Origin of the sequence: Tsukamurella pulmonis (assembly GCF_900103175.1) — a bacterium.
Lineage (GTDB): Bacteria > Actinomycetota > Actinomycetes > Mycobacteriales > Mycobacteriaceae > Tsukamurella > Tsukamurella pulmonis.
On record NZ_FNLF01000002.1, the window covers coordinates 4,316,112 to 4,331,552 of the forward strand.

The 15,441-nt window shown below is 70.7% G+C and carries 17 protein-coding genes and 1 pseudogene; 8 read left to right on the forward strand and 10 right to left on the reverse strand.

Features of this window, described 5'->3' with window-relative positions; translation table 11 throughout:
• Positions 1-70: 70 nt before the first annotated feature.
• The 4 genes and pseudogenes from BLQ62_RS24255 to BLQ62_RS21360 all read right to left on the reverse strand — a co-directional run bounded on the left by BLQ62_RS24255 (position 71) and on the right by BLQ62_RS21360 (position 2,917).
• The gene (locus BLQ62_RS24255; protein ID WP_231857527.1) at positions 71-1,348 is read right to left on the reverse strand and encodes a hypothetical protein; all 1,278 of its coding nucleotides are present in this window, start codon (positions 1,346-1,348) and stop codon (positions 71-73) included.
• Between the two features lie 58 nt (positions 1,349-1,406).
• Positions 1,407-1,952, reverse strand: a pseudogene (locus BLQ62_RS24260) (3' terminal RNA ribose 2'-O-methyltransferase Hen1); the annotation flags it as partial.
• A 135-nt stretch (positions 1,953-2,087) separates the two neighbouring features.
• Positions 2,088-2,567, reverse strand: a complete 480-nt coding sequence (locus BLQ62_RS21355) for an SRPBCC family protein (protein ID WP_068531128.1) — start codon at positions 2,565-2,567, stop codon at positions 2,088-2,090.
• Between the two features lie 11 nt (positions 2,568-2,578).
• Positions 2,579-2,917: an ArsR/SmtB family transcription factor gene (locus BLQ62_RS21360; RefSeq protein WP_170842928.1), complete on the reverse strand. Its 339-nt coding sequence runs from the start codon at positions 2,915-2,917 to the stop codon at positions 2,579-2,581.
• A 156-nt stretch (positions 2,918-3,073) separates the two neighbouring features.
• Here BLQ62_RS21360 and BLQ62_RS21365 point away from each other — a divergent pair, with 156 nt between their 5' ends.
• Genes BLQ62_RS21365 through BLQ62_RS21380 form a run of 4 tightly spaced genes read left to right on the forward strand, consistent with a single transcriptional unit; the run spans position 3,074 to position 6,879 of the window.
• Positions 3,074-3,970 (forward strand): metal-dependent hydrolase, encoded by an 897-nt coding sequence (locus BLQ62_RS21365; RefSeq protein WP_068531125.1) that lies wholly within the window; start codon positions 3,074-3,076, stop codon positions 3,968-3,970.
• The gene (locus tag BLQ62_RS21370) at positions 3,967-5,103 is read left to right on the forward strand and encodes a PDR/VanB family oxidoreductase (RefSeq protein ID WP_068531122.1); all 1,137 of its coding nucleotides are present in this window, start codon (positions 3,967-3,969) and stop codon (positions 5,101-5,103) included. Before BLQ62_RS21365 ends, BLQ62_RS21370 begins: the two co-directional genes overlap by 4 nt.
• A 10-nt stretch (positions 5,104-5,113) precedes the next feature.
• Entirely contained in the window at positions 5,114-6,010 is an 897-nt protein-coding gene (locus tag BLQ62_RS21375) for an alpha/beta fold hydrolase (protein WP_068531120.1), read from the forward strand.
• Positions 6,007-6,879: an alpha/beta fold hydrolase gene (locus tag BLQ62_RS21380; protein ID WP_068564122.1), complete on the forward strand. Its 873-nt coding sequence runs from the start codon at positions 6,007-6,009 to the stop codon at positions 6,877-6,879. Before BLQ62_RS21375 ends, BLQ62_RS21380 begins: the two co-directional genes overlap by 4 nt.
• 259 nt (positions 6,880-7,138) lie before the next feature.
• Here the strand turns inward: BLQ62_RS21380 and BLQ62_RS21385 are convergent, their stop codons facing one another.
• The 3 genes from BLQ62_RS21385 to BLQ62_RS21395 all read right to left on the reverse strand — a co-directional run bounded on the left by BLQ62_RS21385 (position 7,139) and on the right by BLQ62_RS21395 (position 9,467).
• Positions 7,139-7,465, reverse strand: coding sequence for a PadR family transcriptional regulator (locus BLQ62_RS21385; RefSeq protein WP_068564120.1), 327 nt, complete (start codon positions 7,463-7,465; stop codon positions 7,139-7,141).
• The gene (locus BLQ62_RS21390; protein ID WP_139184272.1) at positions 7,462-8,469 is read right to left on the reverse strand and encodes a hypothetical protein; all 1,008 of its coding nucleotides are present in this window, start codon (positions 8,467-8,469) and stop codon (positions 7,462-7,464) included. Before BLQ62_RS21390 ends, BLQ62_RS21385 begins: the two co-directional genes overlap by 4 nt.
• 182 nt (positions 8,470-8,651) lie before the next feature.
• Positions 8,652-9,467: a phytoene/squalene synthase family protein gene (locus BLQ62_RS21395; protein ID WP_068564116.1), complete on the reverse strand. Its 816-nt coding sequence runs from the start codon at positions 9,465-9,467 to the stop codon at positions 8,652-8,654.
• A gap of 59 nt (positions 9,468-9,526) precedes the next feature.
• Between BLQ62_RS21395 and BLQ62_RS21400 the strand changes: the two genes are divergently transcribed.
• Together BLQ62_RS21400 and BLQ62_RS21405 are read left to right on the forward strand one after the other, a co-directional pair.
• Positions 9,527-10,396, forward strand: a complete 870-nt coding sequence (locus tag BLQ62_RS21400; RefSeq protein ID WP_068564114.1) for an exodeoxyribonuclease III — start codon at positions 9,527-9,529, stop codon at positions 10,394-10,396.
• A 65-nt stretch (positions 10,397-10,461) separates the two neighbouring features.
• Positions 10,462-11,718, forward strand: coding sequence for an oxygenase MpaB family protein (locus BLQ62_RS21405; protein WP_231857526.1), 1,257 nt, complete (start codon positions 10,462-10,464; stop codon positions 11,716-11,718).
• A gap of 12 nt (positions 11,719-11,730) precedes the next feature.
• On the opposite strand, the gene BLQ62_RS21410 is transcribed toward BLQ62_RS21405, so the two are convergent.
• Positions 11,731-12,225, reverse strand: a complete 495-nt coding sequence (locus tag BLQ62_RS21410; RefSeq protein ID WP_068531101.1) for an FBP domain-containing protein — start codon at positions 12,223-12,225, stop codon at positions 11,731-11,733.
• Between the two features lie 453 nt (positions 12,226-12,678).
• Here BLQ62_RS21410 and BLQ62_RS21415 point away from each other — a divergent pair, with 453 nt between their 5' ends.
• Together BLQ62_RS21415 and BLQ62_RS21420 are read left to right on the forward strand one after the other, a co-directional pair.
• Positions 12,679-13,305: a TetR/AcrR family transcriptional regulator gene (locus BLQ62_RS21415; RefSeq protein WP_068564112.1), complete on the forward strand. Its 627-nt coding sequence runs from the start codon at positions 12,679-12,681 to the stop codon at positions 13,303-13,305.
• Entirely contained in the window at positions 13,302-14,348 is a 1,047-nt protein-coding gene (locus tag BLQ62_RS21420) for a DUF6670 family protein (protein ID WP_068564110.1), read from the forward strand. The genes BLQ62_RS21415 and BLQ62_RS21420 overlap by 4 nt, the downstream gene beginning before the upstream one ends.
• Positions 14,349-14,358: 10 nt before the next feature.
• Here the strand turns inward: BLQ62_RS21420 and BLQ62_RS21425 are convergent, their stop codons facing one another.
• Together BLQ62_RS21425 and BLQ62_RS21430 are read right to left on the reverse strand one after the other, a co-directional pair.
• A complete protein-coding gene (locus BLQ62_RS21425; protein ID WP_068564108.1) occupies positions 14,359-14,772 on the reverse strand; it encodes a hypothetical protein in 414 nt (137 codons plus the stop codon).
• A 43-nt stretch (positions 14,773-14,815) separates the two neighbouring features.
• On the reverse strand, positions 14,816-15,391 hold the full coding sequence (locus BLQ62_RS21430) for a SanA/YdcF family protein (protein WP_139184273.1): 576 nt from the start codon (positions 15,389-15,391) through the stop codon (positions 14,816-14,818).
• Positions 15,392-15,441 lie beyond the last annotated feature (50 nt).

Genomic DNA, 15,441 nt, shown 5'->3' on the forward strand with positions numbered 1-15,441 from the left:
AGCTTATCCCGCGTCCTGCGCATCGGGTCAAGCGGTTTACCGGCCCCGCCGCGGCGACGGGGCCGCACGCCTACAGGCGCGGGTCCACCGGCTCCGACTCCGAGGCGAGCACCGCGAACACCGACTGGTGCACCCGCCACAGCGGCTCGCCCGCGACGAACGCCGCCAGCGCATCCCGGCCGAGAGCGTGCTCGGCGAGCGCCATCTTGCGCTTGCGGCCGAGGTTCCGGTCGCGCAGCACGTCGAGCGAGTCGAGGTAGTCCGGGCCGTAAATGATGCGCAGGTACTCGCGTCCGCGGACCTTGAGGCCCGGCTGCACCTTCCGGCCCGCGCCGGCGGCGCCCAGCGGCTTGACCACCATGCCCTCGCCGCCGGCGTCCGTGAGCTCGGTCCACCACCGCGTCGCCGCCGCCCGGTCCGCCGCCGAGGCCAGGTCGACGACGCGGTGCCGCGTCGGCGTCAGGAACGGGTCGGTGAGCTCGCCGACCACCGCCAGGTGCCACTCGTGCGACTCCTCGGCGAGCACTCGCCCCTCCGCCGCCAGCACCTGGAAGGGCGCGACGGTCACCCCGTCGAGCCCATCCGACAGCCGGTAGTACCGCGCGTAGGCGTCGCGGAAGGCGTTCGCGTTCACCGCCCGTCGGGCCGTTCGCTCCCGGAGGTCCGCCACCTCGAGGCCGCGGGCCGCGGCGGCGTCGAGCCCCGCGAGCGCGGCCGGGAAGGCCTCGCGTGCCGCCGCGCCCACGGACGCGTACTGCGACCGGATCAGCTCGCCGGCCTTCGCGGACCAGGGCAGCAGCTCGCAGTCCAGCGCGAGCCAGTCGGTCTCCAACCGGTCGAACAGCGGGGCCACGGCCCGCCGGAGGCGGTCCACCAGCGGCTCGACGTCGTCGAAGAACGCCCGGCCGGTGCGCGTGTACACCGCGCCGGTGCTCCCGTCGGCGATGCCGAATCGCCTTGCCGCCGCGGCGGAATCGCGCGCGAGCACCGCGACGGCCCGCGATCCCATGTGCTTCTCCTCGCAGATCACCCGCTCCACGCCCCAGCCCGCGAAGTCCTCGAACGCCCGCTCCGGGTGCTCGAGGAAACCGTCCTCCCGCGCCACCGACGCCGGTGACATGGTGGGCGGCAGGTACACCAGCCACCGCGGGTCCACGGCGAACCGGCTCATCACCTCGAGCGCCGCGGCCGCGTTCTCGCCCTCGACCTTCACGCGGCCCGCCGTGCGGGTCGACAGCCAGCGGGTGCCGGCCACGTCGTCGTACCGCAGCACGGAGTCGGCCCGGTCGTCCGACGGTGCCGCCACCGCCGGCCGGGCCGGCGCGTACCACTGCGACTGTGCGGGCACGGACCTCGTCGGGCCCCTGCCAGTAGTGCTTCGACTCGTCGAGTACGGGAAGCAGGACGTAGAGGTGGTTGAGAGCGTCGGCGAGCCGCACGTCGCCGGTGAGGCGGAGCCGGAGGTACCGCGAATCGCCCCACTCGGTGATCTCCGCATCGAGCGGGGCGCTCTCCACCTCGACGGTCCAGCCGAGCGGGCCGAAGAGCCGCGCGGCCACGTCCGGGCCGCCGCGGCACGGCAGCACCGGGATCTCGATCTCGAGCGGGATCGCGCGGTCGGCGACGTCCTGGCGGCTCCCGCCGCGGCCGCCCCGCGCGCTGCGGAAGACGTCCGCGAGCGCCACCGCGAGCAGCGACGTGGCCGCGTACGGACGGTCGTTGACGTACTGCGCGAGCGCGAAGTCGGGGCTGGACCGGCGGCGGCGCGCGAGCGCGATCGGATCCACTTCCAGCAGGAGCGCCGCGGTGCAGCGGGTCTCGCTCGCCTCCGGGTAGGACACGGTGGTCGTGCCGAAGGGCTGGGCGAACTCCTACACCCGGTCGGGGTGCTTGTGCAGGAGGAAGCCCAGATCGGTGGCCGGTACGTGCGTGGTGGAGACGGTCAGATACACCCCGTCATTCTGCGGTACAGCGCATCGGTCACCAACCGAAATTCAGGGGAGCACATTCGCTCGGCTCCGGGGCACCGACCGGGGCCGCTCTGTGCCGGACGGCGCCCGCTGAGCGAACACCATCCGGCGCAGGCGTCAGAGCAGGGCGTCGATCTGGTTCATCGCCTCGGTCATGCCCTCGGCCATACCCATTTCCAGCACGCGCTCGAGCTGTTCGAGCGAGCGGTGGGCGGCGGTGACGGTCATGTGGGTGCGCGCGCCGTCGGCCGTGATGACGACGGTGGTCGTGGAGTAGTCCTCCGGGTCGACCGGCTCGCCGTCGTCGCCCGCGAAGCCGTCGCGGAAGGTGAAGGTCGACGGTGCGTCGGTGGAGACCGTCGCGAACCAGCCGCCGGCCCTGGTGCCGTCCGGGCCGGTCATGTAGTAGCGGGACTCGCCGCCGGGGCGCAGCTCGTGGCGAACGAAGGTCGCGGGCCACGTGGGCGGGCCCCACCACTTCTCCAGCAGCCGCGGGTCCTCCCAGAGTTGCCAGATCCGCTCCGGCGGGGCGGCGAACTCGGCCTCGAGGGTGAAGGTGAGCGCCTCGCGATCGGCGCCGGTCGTGAGCACGGGCATGACGGTCCTCCTCAGTCGACGGGCGGGTCGAGCAGCGCGTCCATGCGCGCGACGCGCCCCCGCCACAGTTCCTCGTAGGCGCGCAGCAGGGCGCTGCCGCGCGCGATGGTCTCGACGTCCGGGCCGACCATGACCTCGCGGCCGCGCCGGGTCTTGACGACCAGGCTCGCCCGCTCCAGCACCGCCACGTGCTTCTGCACCGCCGCGAAGCTCATCTCGTACCCGCGGGCGAGCTCCGACACGGAACACTCCCGCTCGATCACCCGGACGACGATGTCGCGCCGGGTGCGATCCGCGAGGGCGTGGAAGAGGCGATCGGCCTCGTCGGGCGCCAGTTCATCTACAACCATCAGGTTGTACGTTACGGCCGTCACATCCGGGCCGCAAGGACTTCGGCACGACCTGCCGAAAGTGATAGGTTTCGACCCGAGCGCTCTCACCCGCGGTGGCGCACACTGGACATCAGGGTGTTGAATGTCAAGACACCCCGTGGAAGGAGTCGGACCATGAGTTCGCGTACATCGGCTCAGCAGCACGAGCCCGCCGAGGTCGAGATCCACGCGCGCAACGTGGAGTTCGACTGGGAGAACGTCCCGCTCGAATGGATCCCCGGCGAGCCCGTGGCCAGCGACATCATCAGCAGCATCCTGCACTCGGTGCTGCCCGAGGGCGAGCGCTGGTTCTGCGAGGTCTACACCGAGGCACTCCCCTTCGTGAAGGACGAGAACCTGGCCCGCACGATGCGCGGCTTCATCGGCCAGGAGGCCATGCACGCCGAGTCGCACGACCGGGCCCTCTCGGAGTACCTGGAGCGGTGCGGCATCGACACCGCACCCGTCGCCCGGCAGTTCGAGTACATCTTCCGCAAGATCCTCGCGCCGCGGACCTACCACTCCGATCGCGCGCAGTACAACGACATGGTGCAACGCCTCTGGCTCATCGCCGCGGTCGAGCACTACACCGCGATCCTCGGGGTCTTCGCACTCAACAACGCCTGGGACGACTTCGACGTCGATCCCACGATGGCGGACATCTGCCGCTGGCACGGTGCCGAGGAGGTCGAGCACCGCTCCGTCGCGCACGACGTGGCGAACTACTTCGACCCCAGCTACTTCCACCGCTGTCGCGCGATGATCGTCGGCATCGTCTTCCTGATCCTGGCGCTGCACCGCACGTCGGGGTACATGCTGCGCAAGGACCCGAACTTCAGCTACTCCTACCCGCGACTGTGGTGGGAGTACCTCAAGGGCTCGCGCAAGAACATCCTGCCCAAGCTGCGTGACGTCGTGAAGTTCACGCTGATCTACTTCAAGCCCAGCTTCGATCCCGCCTCGATCGGATCGACCGCGCAGGCCGTGGCGTACCTCGCGAAGTCGCCGGCGGCTCGGGCGGCGAACGGATGACCGGGGACCGCAAGGCACCGTCGGTCTTCCGGCCCTGGGGCGAGCCCGTCACCGAGATCCCTCCGCACCTGTACGGTCGCTGGAAGCGGGATCCGCTGCTGCGCTTCGCCAACGCCTTCTTCGGCGTGACCATCCCGGCCTTCGCGCACCTGATGAAGCCGCGCAACCTGGCCGAGCCCAGCACCAGCCGCGACCTGCGGGTGGTCTCGCGGGAGATCGTCGCGCACGACAAGGACGTCGTCGCACTGACTTTCGTCTCCGCCGACGACACCCCGCTCCCCCGCTGGACCCCCGGCGCGCACCTGGACCTACTGCTGCCCTCCGGCCGCATGCGCGAGTACTCGCTGTGCGGCGATCCCGCCGACTCGGAGACCTACCGCATCGCGGTGCGCCGGATCCCCGGCGGCGGAGGCGGTTCCGTCGAGGTGCACGAGACCCTGCAGGTCGGTTCGACGGTGACGGTCAAGGGACCCCGCAACGGCATGCCCATGGCCGTGCCCGGGTACGGCTCCGCGGCCGAGCACCTGCGCTTCGTCGCCGGCGGCATCGGCATCACGCCGATCCTGCCGATGATGATCGCCGCCGAGCGCCTGGGCCTGAGCTGGTCGATGCTCTACACCGGCCGCTCCACCGACACGATCCCGTTCATCGCCGAGGTGGCGCGCTTCGGCGACAAGGTCGAGGTCCGCACCGACGACGAGCACGGCATCCCGACCGCCGACGTCCTCATCGGCGAGACCCCCGGGCCGACGGCGCTGTACGCGTGCGGCCCGATCCCGATGCTCGAATCGCTGCGCGTGGGCCTGATCGGCCGCACCGATGTGGAGCTGCACTACGAGCGCTTCTCCGCGCCGCCGGTGGTCGACGGTAAGCCGTTCACCGCCACCCTGGCCCAGTCCGGACAGACCCTGGACGTGGCCGCCGACGAGACGCTGCTGGCCGCGATCCTCAAGGCCCGCCCGGACGCGCCGTACTCGTGCAAGCAGGGCTTCTGCGGCACCTGCCGGATGACGGTGACCGAGGGCACCGTCGACCACCGCGATAAGACCCTGACGCCCTTCGAGCGGGAGCAGGGCCAGATGCTGACCTGCGTCTCGCGCGCCGCGGGCGACCACCTGACCATCGATCTCTAAGGCCCACACCATGACTGATCAGCACCGGTTCGACGTCACCACGTCGGACGGCCTCACCCTGGCGGGCTTCCGCTACGGCAACCACGACGCGGCGCGGCCCACCGTGCTCGCCATCCACGGTTACCCGGACAACCACCACGTGTGGGACGGCGTGGCCGCAGCGCTCGACGGTCGCGCGAACGTCTACACCTACGACGTGCGCGGCGCGGGCGAGTCGGAGGCACCGGCGGGCAAGGCCGGCTACCGCTTCGACCGCCTCATCTCCGACGTCTCGCGGGTGATCGACGCGGTGCGCGAGGTCAGCGGCGATCGCTCGAAGGTGCACCTGATCGGCCACGACTGGGGCTCGATCCAGGGCTGGCACGCCGTCGTCGATCCCGCGGTGGCGGACAAGACCGCCTCGTACACCTCGGTGTCCGGGCCGAACCTCAACCACGCGGGCGAGTACCTGCAGGGGGTGCGGAGCGCGAAGGACCTGCCGGCGCGGCTGCGCCAGGCGGCGGGTTCGACGTACATCCCGTTCTTCCTCGTTCCGGGACTGGCGGATTCGCTGTACAAGCGCGGCTGGGGCCAGAAGCTGATCGAGACGCTGGAGAAGCGCGGCACCGGCGGCAAGGTCGCCGAGGGCTACACGCGCAGCGACCGCGACTTCACCAACGGCCTGAACCTGTACCGCGCCAACATGCCCGCGCCGTTCCTGAAGCCGGCGGACGCCACCACGTCGGTGCCCGTGCAGGTGATCACGCCCGAGGGTGACCTGTTCGTGACGCCGCCGCTGCAGCTGGCGGGGCTCGAGAAGTCGCCGAAGTCGCGGCACGTCTCGGTGCCCGGCGGGCACTGGGTGGTGGCGCAGAACCCCGGCCCCCTGGCCGAGGCGACCTTCGAGTGGGTCGAGGCCAACCGATGATCCGCAGCATCCCCGTGCGCGGTCGCTGGGTGCGCGTGCGCGAGTCGGGCGACGACACGCTGCCCACCCTGCTTCTGCTGCACGGCATCACGCGCAGCCTCGAGGACTGGGACGCGACCTTCGAGGCGCTCGAGGGCGAGTACCGGCTGATCGCGCCCGACCTGTCCGGCTACGGCTGGTCGGCGCCACACCCCGACGGCGCAGGGTTGCCCGCCCTGGCCCGCGGCGTGGCGGAGCTGCTGGACGCGTTGGAGATCACCGAACCGGTGCACGTGGCCGGCAACTCGCTGGGCGGCGCGGTCACGATGATGCTGCTCGCGCAGCGCCCCGAGCTCGTCGCGACGATGACCCTCGTCGATCCCGCCGGCTTCGGCAAGGAAGTGACTCCACTGCTGCGCCTGCTCGGAATCCCCGTCCTGGGCAAGCTGATCGCCACCACGGCGAGCCGGCCGTCCGCGATCATCCAGGAGCGGCTGATCTTCGCGAACAAGTCCTACGCCACCCGCGCGCGGATCGACCACGCGATGGCGATCGCCCGCGAGACCGACGCCGGGCTGACCGCCTGGAAGACCGCGGATTCGCTGGGCTCGGTGCTGGGCGGCGTGCGCCAGGAGTGGCGCGACGACTTGCACCGCACCATCGCCGCGACGCCGCGGCCCACGCTGGTGCTGTGGGGAGACCGCGACAAGGTGCTGCCACCCCGGCACCTCGACACTGCGCGGACGCTGATCCCGCACGCCGAGACCCACCTGATCCCCGGGGTCGGCCACATGCCGCAGATCGAGTGCACGCGCGAGTTCGCCGCGCTGATCACCTCGTTCCTGCAGCGGAATCCCGTGGCCGAACTGCCGCGGGCCGCGTCGCAGTAGTTCATCGCCGCCTCCGCTGCGAGGTCGTGGTCGTTCACGGAGGGTATGCGTTCCGCGCATACCCTCCGTTTTCGCAGTTCAGAGGCACTTTCCCGACGCAGGCGATGCGTCCCGCGCATCCCCCTGGTGCAGGCCGCGCGCACGACGTGCGTCAACTGCACCAGGCCGGACCGCAGTCCTCAGCCCCTTTGTGCTTCTTCATACCGTTGCAACGATAGGAAGAAGCGGAAACGTTAGCGGGAAGGAGAGTCGCGCCGGCTCAGCGGGCAGGCACAGCTCCGAGCGCGGCAGCCGCCGCGGTGAACGCGCGCCACTCCTCGCGGAGGCGCGCCACTTCGGTGCGGCCGGCGTCGGTGAGCTCGTAGACCTTGCGGGCGGGGCCGGATTCGCCCTGCTCCCACCTCGCGGCGATGAGACCGTCGTTCTCCATCTTCACCAGCGCGGGATACAGCTGCGCACCCTTGATCGGCTGCAGGCCGGCGTCGACCAGCGCCGCCGAGATCCCGTACCCGTGTCGCGGCGCCGACTCCAGGACGCCGAAGATCAAGAGCGGCAAGGTCGCCCGCTGCCACGCGGCGGCACTCACGCGACAGCCTTGGATGAAGTCGACTGCGCGTGCCGTGCTCGGAGTGCGCTCCGCACACCGAGCCAGACCAATCCGGCCGTGACCACCAGCCGAAAGACGAGCCACGCACCGGTCTCACCGGGAATGAACGACGCGTGCAGGAGCGCGAACGCGAACCAGCCCACCGCTCCCCACCAGATTCGGCGCCCCGCTGCCGCCGGATCTTCGGCGGCCAGACGATGGCCGAGCGCATCAGGGCGCCCGTACTCGGCGAACGCGGACGTGCCGGTCAGTCCCTCCCGCAATGACCGCTCGTGCTCGCGAACAGCGACGGACGGAACTCCTTTCGAGACGAGGACGCCGCGGAACCGGATGAACCACGCTTCGTCGGTCCATGCGTCCTGCGAGGACCGCTCGGGGATCGCTCGAGAAAGGAGAATTGAGAGGAGGCCGGGGACCAGGAGCGCAGCAATGATCGACCACCTGGGGACGCCTGCGACGAGCACGGCATGACGCCCGGACCACGACACCTGCGAGCCGCCCACGAGCACGCCCACGACCGCGACCGCTGCCCACCCGCATGCGGCGCGGAGCCTGCCGGTGCTGAAGAACATCGAGGCGGCGCTCCCCGCGACGAGCGCGACAGCGATACCGACCATCAGCACCACCGGCCCCGCGGTGATGTCGACACGGTCGGTGGCACCTTTCGCGAGGACGAAGACGCCCGCGATAGCTCCGAGAAACACAAGAGCGACACCTGCGTAGGCCAACGCTTCGCGCAGGCCGAACCCGTCTTCGGCCATCGCTACCACGTCGGCGTCGGCAAAGTCCTTAGCGTCTTCCGCGGCCAGTTCGTCGGGGTCGCCGAAGACATCGGCGGCGGGCGCCCCGGCCGCCTCGGCGGCGGCGATCAGTTCGGACTGCCGGGCGTCGCTCGCCTCAAGCGTGACGCCCTCCTTCGCCAGGCACAGGATGTAGCGCGCCGCCCACCGACGATCCCGCTCGGGCCAGTCGTCCAGCGCCATCACAACTCCTACCTAGGTTGAATTCTTACCTAGGTATACCAGGCAGGTCGACGATCGGCAATGGTCAATCAGCAGAGCTGCATCGCCGGTCATGCGTGGCGCGCATGGCTACATCGGCGTGCACGGCTGCTCCATGCACGAACGGGGCCATGCGCGGGACGCACGGCTCTTGCCGGCGGCAGTCAGTCGCCGCGCACGCTCCGCGCCACCACACGGATCTTCGCCGGTGTGGGGACGCGCACGCGACCGGATCGCGCACCGTCGAGGCCGGCGGCACGGAGGCGGCGCAGGAGCTCCGCATACAGGTCGGCGGCGACCCGGACGCCGCGCTGGACATCCTGCGGCAGCCGCGCGATACCGGCGCGCCCGGCGGCGAGGTCGGCGGCGGCGTCGTCGAGGGCATCGTCGAAGGCGCGCTGCGTGAGCTCGGGCAGGTAGGCGCGCCCGAGCCGCAGCTCGTCGTCGGTGAGGTCACGCAGGAAATTGGCCTTCTGGAAGGCGGAGCCGAGGCGCAGGGCATCGGGCGCGAGGCGGTCGTAGTCGGCCTCCGCGACCCCCACCAGATAGGCGCGCAGGCACATCAGCCCGACGACCTCCGCCGAGCCGTGGATGTAGGCCGCGAGCGAGTCCGCTGTGTGCGGGGCGGGCGTGAGATCGGCGCGCATCGAGGCGAAGAACGGCCTGGTCAGCTCGGTGCCGAAGCCCGTGGCGCGGGCGGTCGCCGCGAAGGCGTGCACCACCAGGTTCGCGCTGAACCCGTCTGCCATCGCACGCTCGACGGTCCGCTCGAGCTCGTCGAGGTGGGCGCGCGGGTCAGTGGGGCAGGCACCGTCGACGACCTCGTCGGCGACGCGGACGAGCCCGTAGATCGACGTGATGTGGTCGCGGACGCGGCGCGGCATCAGACGGGCCGCGAGCGAGAACGACGTCGAGTACTCGCGGATCACCACCGCGGAGGCCGCGACCGCGGCATGCAGGTATCGCTCGCTCGAATCCATGCCACCAGTGTCCCGACCGCCCGGCGGGCACTGTCAGGGCACCCCGATACGGTGGACGCATGCGCGTCGCCACCTGGAATGTGAACTCGGTCAAGCAGCGGCACGGACGACTGCTGGAATGGCTGGACTCGCGCCGGCCGGACGTCGTCTGCCTGCAGGAACTGAAGATGACCGACGACGCCTTCGCCACCCTCGTCGGACCGGACCTGACCGAGCGCGGCTACGAGTTCGCCACCGCCGGCCAGCCCGCGTGGAACGGCTCGGCCGTGCTCTCGAAGGTGGGCCTGCAGGACGTCGTGGTCGGCATCCCCGGCGCCCCCGCCTACGACGGAACCGTCGAGGGCCGGGCCGTCTCCGCGGTGTGCAACGGCATCCGCGTGCACTCGCTGTACACGCCCAACGGGCGCGAGATCGACTCCGACCACTACGCCTACAAGCTCGAATGGCTGGCCGCGCTCACCGAGCAGGTCAAGGCCGACTCCGTTCCCCAGCTGGTCTGCGGTGACATGAACATCGCGCCCACCGACGAGGACGTCTTCGATCCGGCGGCGTTCGTCGGCCACACCCACGTCACGGCGCCCGAGCGCGCGGCGATCGCGGCGCTCGAGGACCTCGGCCTACGGGACGTGGTGCGCGAGCGCTGGCCGCACGAGCAGGTCTTCTCGTACTGGGACTACCGCGCCGGGATGTTCAGCAAGAACCTGGGCATGCGGATCGACCTCATCCTCGCGAGCGGCGAGGTCGCCGACCGCACCGCGGCGGCCTGGATCGACCGGCTGGCGCGCAAGGGCAAGGGACCGTCGGATCACGCTCCCGTCATGCTCGACCTGGACACCGCCCCCGACGGTGACATCGGCCCGATGGTGCCGCCGCCCTCCGCCGGGCGGGTCTCCCCCAAGGGGGCGAAGCTGCCCCAGGCGAAAGACTGACGTTTGTTGCAATAGCAACGTCGCACTCGCTAACCTACGCCGATACCGGGCGAGAGGGAGTGGGCGTGGGCGGCATCGGGGAGCAGGGCGGGATCACCCGTCGGACGGCGCTGCGCGCCGCGGGCGTGGGCGCGGCGGGCGCCGGAGTGGCGGCGTTGGCCGGCACGCTGGGCACCGGCCTCGCCTCGGCGGCGCCGGGGATCCGCGCGGACGGCACGCCCGATCCGCAACGGACCTGGGACCCCGAGTGCGATCGACTGATGAAGTCGGTGCTCGAACGGGGCGATGCGGCCAAGGTCAACCGTGCGCTCGCGCAGTGGGAGACGAACAGTCAGGCCGTGCCCGCCGGGATGCCGGCCGACGTGCGGGACTTCATCGAGGAGGCGCGCAGGCTCCCCGACTGGATCGACTGGCGGTTGATGAAGGGCGCGGACAAGTTCTACACCTCCCGCAGCCTGTACCTCTCGGTCATCATCGGCTTCTCGGGCGGCGTGATGATGTCGGTGATCCCGCGCGAATCGCAGGCGGTGTACTGGTCGGCGGGCGGCGCGGACATGAAGGACCGCATCGCCAAGACCTATCGGCTCGTCTACGACCAGATCGCCGTCGGCGCCTACGCTCCGAGCGGGCGCGCGGCGACGACGGCGGTCAAGGTGCGACTGACCCACAGCGCCGTGCGGCACCTACTGCCGCAGTCGCCGCACTGGCGCCGGGTGAACAAGCAGCCCATGCCCATCTCGCAGGCCGACATGATGGTCACCTGGCACTCGCTGGCGACCATGGGCATGCGGATCATGCGCACCTGGGGCGTTCACCTGCCGCAGGACGAGGTGGACGGCCTGCTGCACTCGTGGCAGGTGAACGGACACATGCTGGGCATCGACGACGCCTACATCCCGTCGAGCTGGGACCAGGCCGAGAAGCAGGCACAGGTGGACCTCGATTCGATCATGGGCCCGACACCCGAGGGGGTGAAGATCGCGAGCATGCTGATGGACCTGGGCCGGTCCGTCGACGGCACGATCCTCTCCCGCCCCGCGCTCGAGGCCTTCACCCGGTACTCGCTGGGCGACAAGCTGACCGACTGGATGCAGCTACCCCGGCAGCCCATCCTGCAGGGGTTGCTGGAGGCCGGCTGGCCGACGTACGTGGCGATCCGCGAGGGCGTTCTCACGCAGACCGCCATGCCGCCGGAGATCTACCACCAGTTCGATCAGCTCGCCAACACCCTGGAGCTCGTGTACCTCGGCGAGTTCCGCCCGATCAACATCGAGATCCCCACCGGCAACAACCCGAATTACGGTAAGCCGCTGTACAAGTGATCGCGCCGGTCGCTACTCCTCCGTGCTGAGCACCTCGGCGACGAAGCCGTTCACCCGGCGCCGCAGGTCGGCGAGATTCTGCTCACGGATCTGCTCGACGTCGGTGCCCTTGTGGAACGCGGGCGGCAGTTTGCGCGCGTTCGCGGCGCACCGGAAGTCCTCGCACACGAGGACGCCGAGGGTGTCGCCCTTGCGGCCGGCGGGGCCACCGCGTCGCACCGAGTACAACACCGCCTGGCTGGTGATGTTGACGTCGCGGCACCAGGTGCACATGGCCTTCGCCTTGGGCTTGGTCTCGGCCTGGGTGAGCAGGATCGTCACCAGCCCGTCCTCGGTGGGCACGGCGACGTAGGCGCGGCGCGGGATCTTCTTGTCGCGCCAGCCGACGAACTCGAGGTTCGGGAAGTCGAGGTCGTCGAAGTCCGGCGGGAACGTGACCCGCTTGACCTCGCTCTTGGTGGCGCCGCGGAAAGCGTCGATGATCTGCTGCTGGGATACGGGATCCATGAGGTGAACCGTCTTTCAGGAGCCCCGCGATCGGACGCGGGGTGTGGAGTGTGAGGGCAGAGCGACGCAGCCGGTCCGGTGGATCGGCTGCGGGGCGGGGGTCATCTGCCGTGGCGCAGGGCGCCGGACACTCCTCCTCGGTTCATGCGGCCCACCCTACGCGCCCGGTCCGGTCCGAAACCAGGCGTTTTTCGGGTCAGGATCGATATGGCACGGCCTGAGCCGGAATTCACCCGGTTTCGAAACGGCGCGCGAGCTCGGCCCAGGTCGCCTCGGGCGTCGGTGAACGACGTTCGTCGTGCAACACGGGCGCCGCGCCCATTGACCGCGCCTGGGCCACGACCTAATGTGACCGACGAGTCATATCCGCGCGGGCACACGGCCCGAGCCGGGAGCAGCACAGGGGGGCACGTGCGAGCGTCGATGACACCCGGCCGCTCGGGCAGCCGCGGAATGCCTCGCCCGATCCGCGCTGCGGCAATACTCGAGGCCGCCGCACAGGAGTTCGGTGCGGTCGGGTACGCGCAGGCGCAGCTGACCGCCATCGCCGCGCGCGCCGGCGTATCGAAAGCGCTGGTGCTGGCGTACTTCTGCTCCAAGGAGAAGCTGTACGTCGCGTGCGTGGAGAAGGCCGGCCCGATCGTCTTCGACGCCGTCGCCGCAGCGACTGCCGCCCCCGCACCGTCGACCCCGGGAGTCTCGCTGTTCAGCCGATCGGCGAGCGCGGTCCTGACCTCGCTGTTCACCGCCCTGGAGGGCCGAACCGGCTACTGGGCACTGTTGTACGACCGGACACTCCCCGCCGGCATCGGGAGGGAATCGGCTCGCGCACAACGACACCGGCTGCGGGATCAGTCCTCGCGCACCGTCGCCGACGTGCTGCGCACCGCCGGGCTCACTGACCCCGGCGACAGCGCCGCCGCCGTCCTCATCTGGGAGTCGATGGTCTCGGCGGCCATGCACTGGTGGCGCCTGAACCCCGCACTGTCCGCGGCGGAGGTCTCCGCCACCGCCGGCCGCATCCTCACCGCCTTCTCGTTCCCGGCCCCACCGATCGCTCTCGAAACGGAGACGCCATGAGCCGCCTCGTGTCCACCCTGCTGTCCCGCGCCGTCGTTGACACCGCTCTGCCGCTGCTCGACAGCCGTATCGCGGCGTCGCGGCGGCCGTTCGAGCAGGCGGAGATCCTGCGCCCGCACACGACGTCGAAGGTGTGGTCCACCACGCACTTCGGCGTCTTCGTGCCCGATCTGCCCGAGCCCTATCGCTACGTGAACACGATGACGCTGATCGGCGCGGCGGGGGCTGAGCTCTTCGACCAGGATCACCTGGCCGCCACCGACGCCCGCGACACCACCACCGTGCTCTCCTCCACCGCGTACGGCGATCAGCACTTCTACCGCGCCTACGACGCCTCGACCGAATGCTCATTCGCCGCAGACGGTTCCGCGTTGCGTTGGGGCGACGAGCTGGCTATCGACGTGGACCTGCCCCGGGTGACGGTGCGCGGCCGCTACCCGGGATTCGACGTCGACCTGGAACTGGAAGTCGAGGAACAGGTCTCGTACTTCGTCAAGACTCCGGTCTACGACCACCTCAGCCTGCTCGCGCCGTACACCGGCACCGTCGACGGTGACCGGGTCGAGGGCGTGGGCACGTTCGAGTACGCGCGGATCCGCAGCCACCAGGCGCTCTCCCGCCGGCCCGTGCCCGGCCCGCTCAAGCTGCCGATCGACTTCTTCACGTACCAGATCATCGACATCGATCCGCAGACGCAGATCCTGCTCACCGACGTCCGCGCGCGCGGCCGCACCGCCTGCCGTCTCGCGCACGTGCGCCGCCTCGGCGAGCCGGCGGAGGTCTACGAGGACGTGCGGATGGAGGTGCTCGAATCGCGCGAGCTCGTCGACGACCGGGGCCGCGCGATGACGGTGCCCGTCCTGCTCCGGTGGACGGTCCGCGACGGCGACGCCGAGGTGCTGACCATCGACGGTTCCGTCGACAGCCCGCTGCGGTACGGCCACGGGCGCGGCTACGTGGGCGCGTACACCTACATCGGCAGCTACCGCGACGAGCCCGTCGCCGGCAGCGCGTACCTGGAGTGGATCGACACCCGGGGCTGACCGTCGCCGGTCAGCGTCCCGGCGGACCCCAGTCCCGGCCGCCGCAGTAGGAGTCGAAGGACGAGGCGTTCCAGAGCTGGAGCGCCAGGGTGCCGCCGAGGAGGAGCGCCAGCATCGCGGCGCCGAACAGCCGCATCCTCCGCGTCGACCCGTACACGAGTCCCGCCCCCGCAGCGCCGCCGAGGATCACGGAGCAGCCCAGCCAGAGCAGGCCGACGACGTTGATCCCGATCCGGCCGCTGACGCCGACCCCGATGCCGCAGACGTCGATCGCGACGAGGTGCATGCGGCCCCACGACCAGTACCCGACCGCGCCACCCCCGACGAGCACCGCGCAGAAACCCACCAGCCGCGCGCCGTTGCCGGCGAACTCTCGGCCGCGCGAGCTCGTGCGCGGGACGGGCTCCTGCGGGACAGTCGACATACCACCAATGTAGCGAAGTGCACGCGCGAATCGATTGAGTGGATCAGCGGCGGCGGGCGATGTCCAGGGCGGCCTTGGGGCGGGAGAGCACGTACTCGCGGGCGAGGTTGCGGACCCAGGCGCGACGGGTGCAGCCGCACTCGGCGCGGACGGCGTCGGCGTCGAGCCCGAGGTGGCGGGCGAGGGCGGCGGCCCGTCGGGCATGGAAGCCCTGGGAGACGAGCAGGACGCGCCCCACACCGAACTCGTCGCGCGCGCGCAGGCAGGAGAGGTAGGTGTCGAAGCCGGCACCGTCGGTGAGCAGGGAGGAATCCGGCACGCCCCGCCCGCGGAGCCACGCCGTCATGACGGCGATCTCGTCGCCGGACGTGCCGCCCGCGTTGCCGGAGACGAGGATCTTCTCGACCTTCCCCAGTCGCAGGAGCTGCAGGGATGCCTCGAGCCGGCCCTCGACGAAGGAGCCCGGGCGGCCGCCTCGCACCGACGCACCGAAGGCGATCGCCACGGGCGCGGGCGGTGCCGTCGCGGGCGAGTACAGGGGGCCGGCGCCCGTGATGCCCGTCACGACGGAGCGCAGCCGCGAGGCGGAGCGCGCGTGCGCGGGGGCGAGGGAACGCATGAACACACCTTACCCAGCAGGTAGTTAGGTGAACCTTCGCGCGAAGGCCC

Coding starts and splice junctions, on each gene's coding strand:
- BLQ62_RS21355 (WP_068531128.1), bottom strand. CDS start 2,567: ATGCCCGTGCTCACGACCGGCGCCGATCGCGAGGCGCTCACCTTCACC.
- BLQ62_RS21360 (WP_170842928.1), bottom strand. CDS start 2,917: ATGGTTGTAGATGAACTGGCGCCCGACGAGGCCGATCGCCTCTTCCAC.
- BLQ62_RS21365 (WP_068531125.1), top strand. CDS start 3,074: ATGAGTTCGCGTACATCGGCTCAGCAGCACGAGCCCGCCGAGGTCGAG.
- BLQ62_RS21370 (WP_068531122.1), top strand. CDS start 3,967: ATGACCGGGGACCGCAAGGCACCGTCGGTCTTCCGGCCCTGGGGCGAG.
- BLQ62_RS21375 (WP_068531120.1), top strand. CDS start 5,114: ATGACTGATCAGCACCGGTTCGACGTCACCACGTCGGACGGCCTCACC.
- BLQ62_RS21380 (WP_068564122.1), top strand. CDS start 6,007: ATGATCCGCAGCATCCCCGTGCGCGGTCGCTGGGTGCGCGTGCGCGAG.
- BLQ62_RS21390 (WP_139184272.1), bottom strand. CDS start 8,469: ATGGCGCTGGACGACTGGCCCGAGCGGGATCGTCGGTGGGCGGCGCGC.
- BLQ62_RS21395 (WP_068564116.1), bottom strand. CDS start 9,467: ATGGATTCGAGCGAGCGATACCTGCATGCCGCGGTCGCGGCCTCCGCG.
- BLQ62_RS21400 (WP_068564114.1), top strand. CDS start 9,527: ATGCGCGTCGCCACCTGGAATGTGAACTCGGTCAAGCAGCGGCACGGA.
- BLQ62_RS21410 (WP_068531101.1), bottom strand. CDS start 12,225: ATGGATCCCGTATCCCAGCAGCAGATCATCGACGCTTTCCGCGGCGCC.
- BLQ62_RS21415 (WP_068564112.1), top strand. CDS start 12,679: ATGCCTCGCCCGATCCGCGCTGCGGCAATACTCGAGGCCGCCGCACAG.
- BLQ62_RS21420 (WP_068564110.1), top strand. CDS start 13,302: ATGAGCCGCCTCGTGTCCACCCTGCTGTCCCGCGCCGTCGTTGACACC.
- BLQ62_RS21425 (WP_068564108.1), bottom strand. CDS start 14,772: ATGTCGACTGTCCCGCAGGAGCCCGTCCCGCGCACGAGCTCGCGCGGC.
- BLQ62_RS21430 (WP_139184273.1), bottom strand. CDS start 15,391: ATGCGTTCCCTCGCCCCCGCGCACGCGCGCTCCGCCTCGCGGCTGCGC.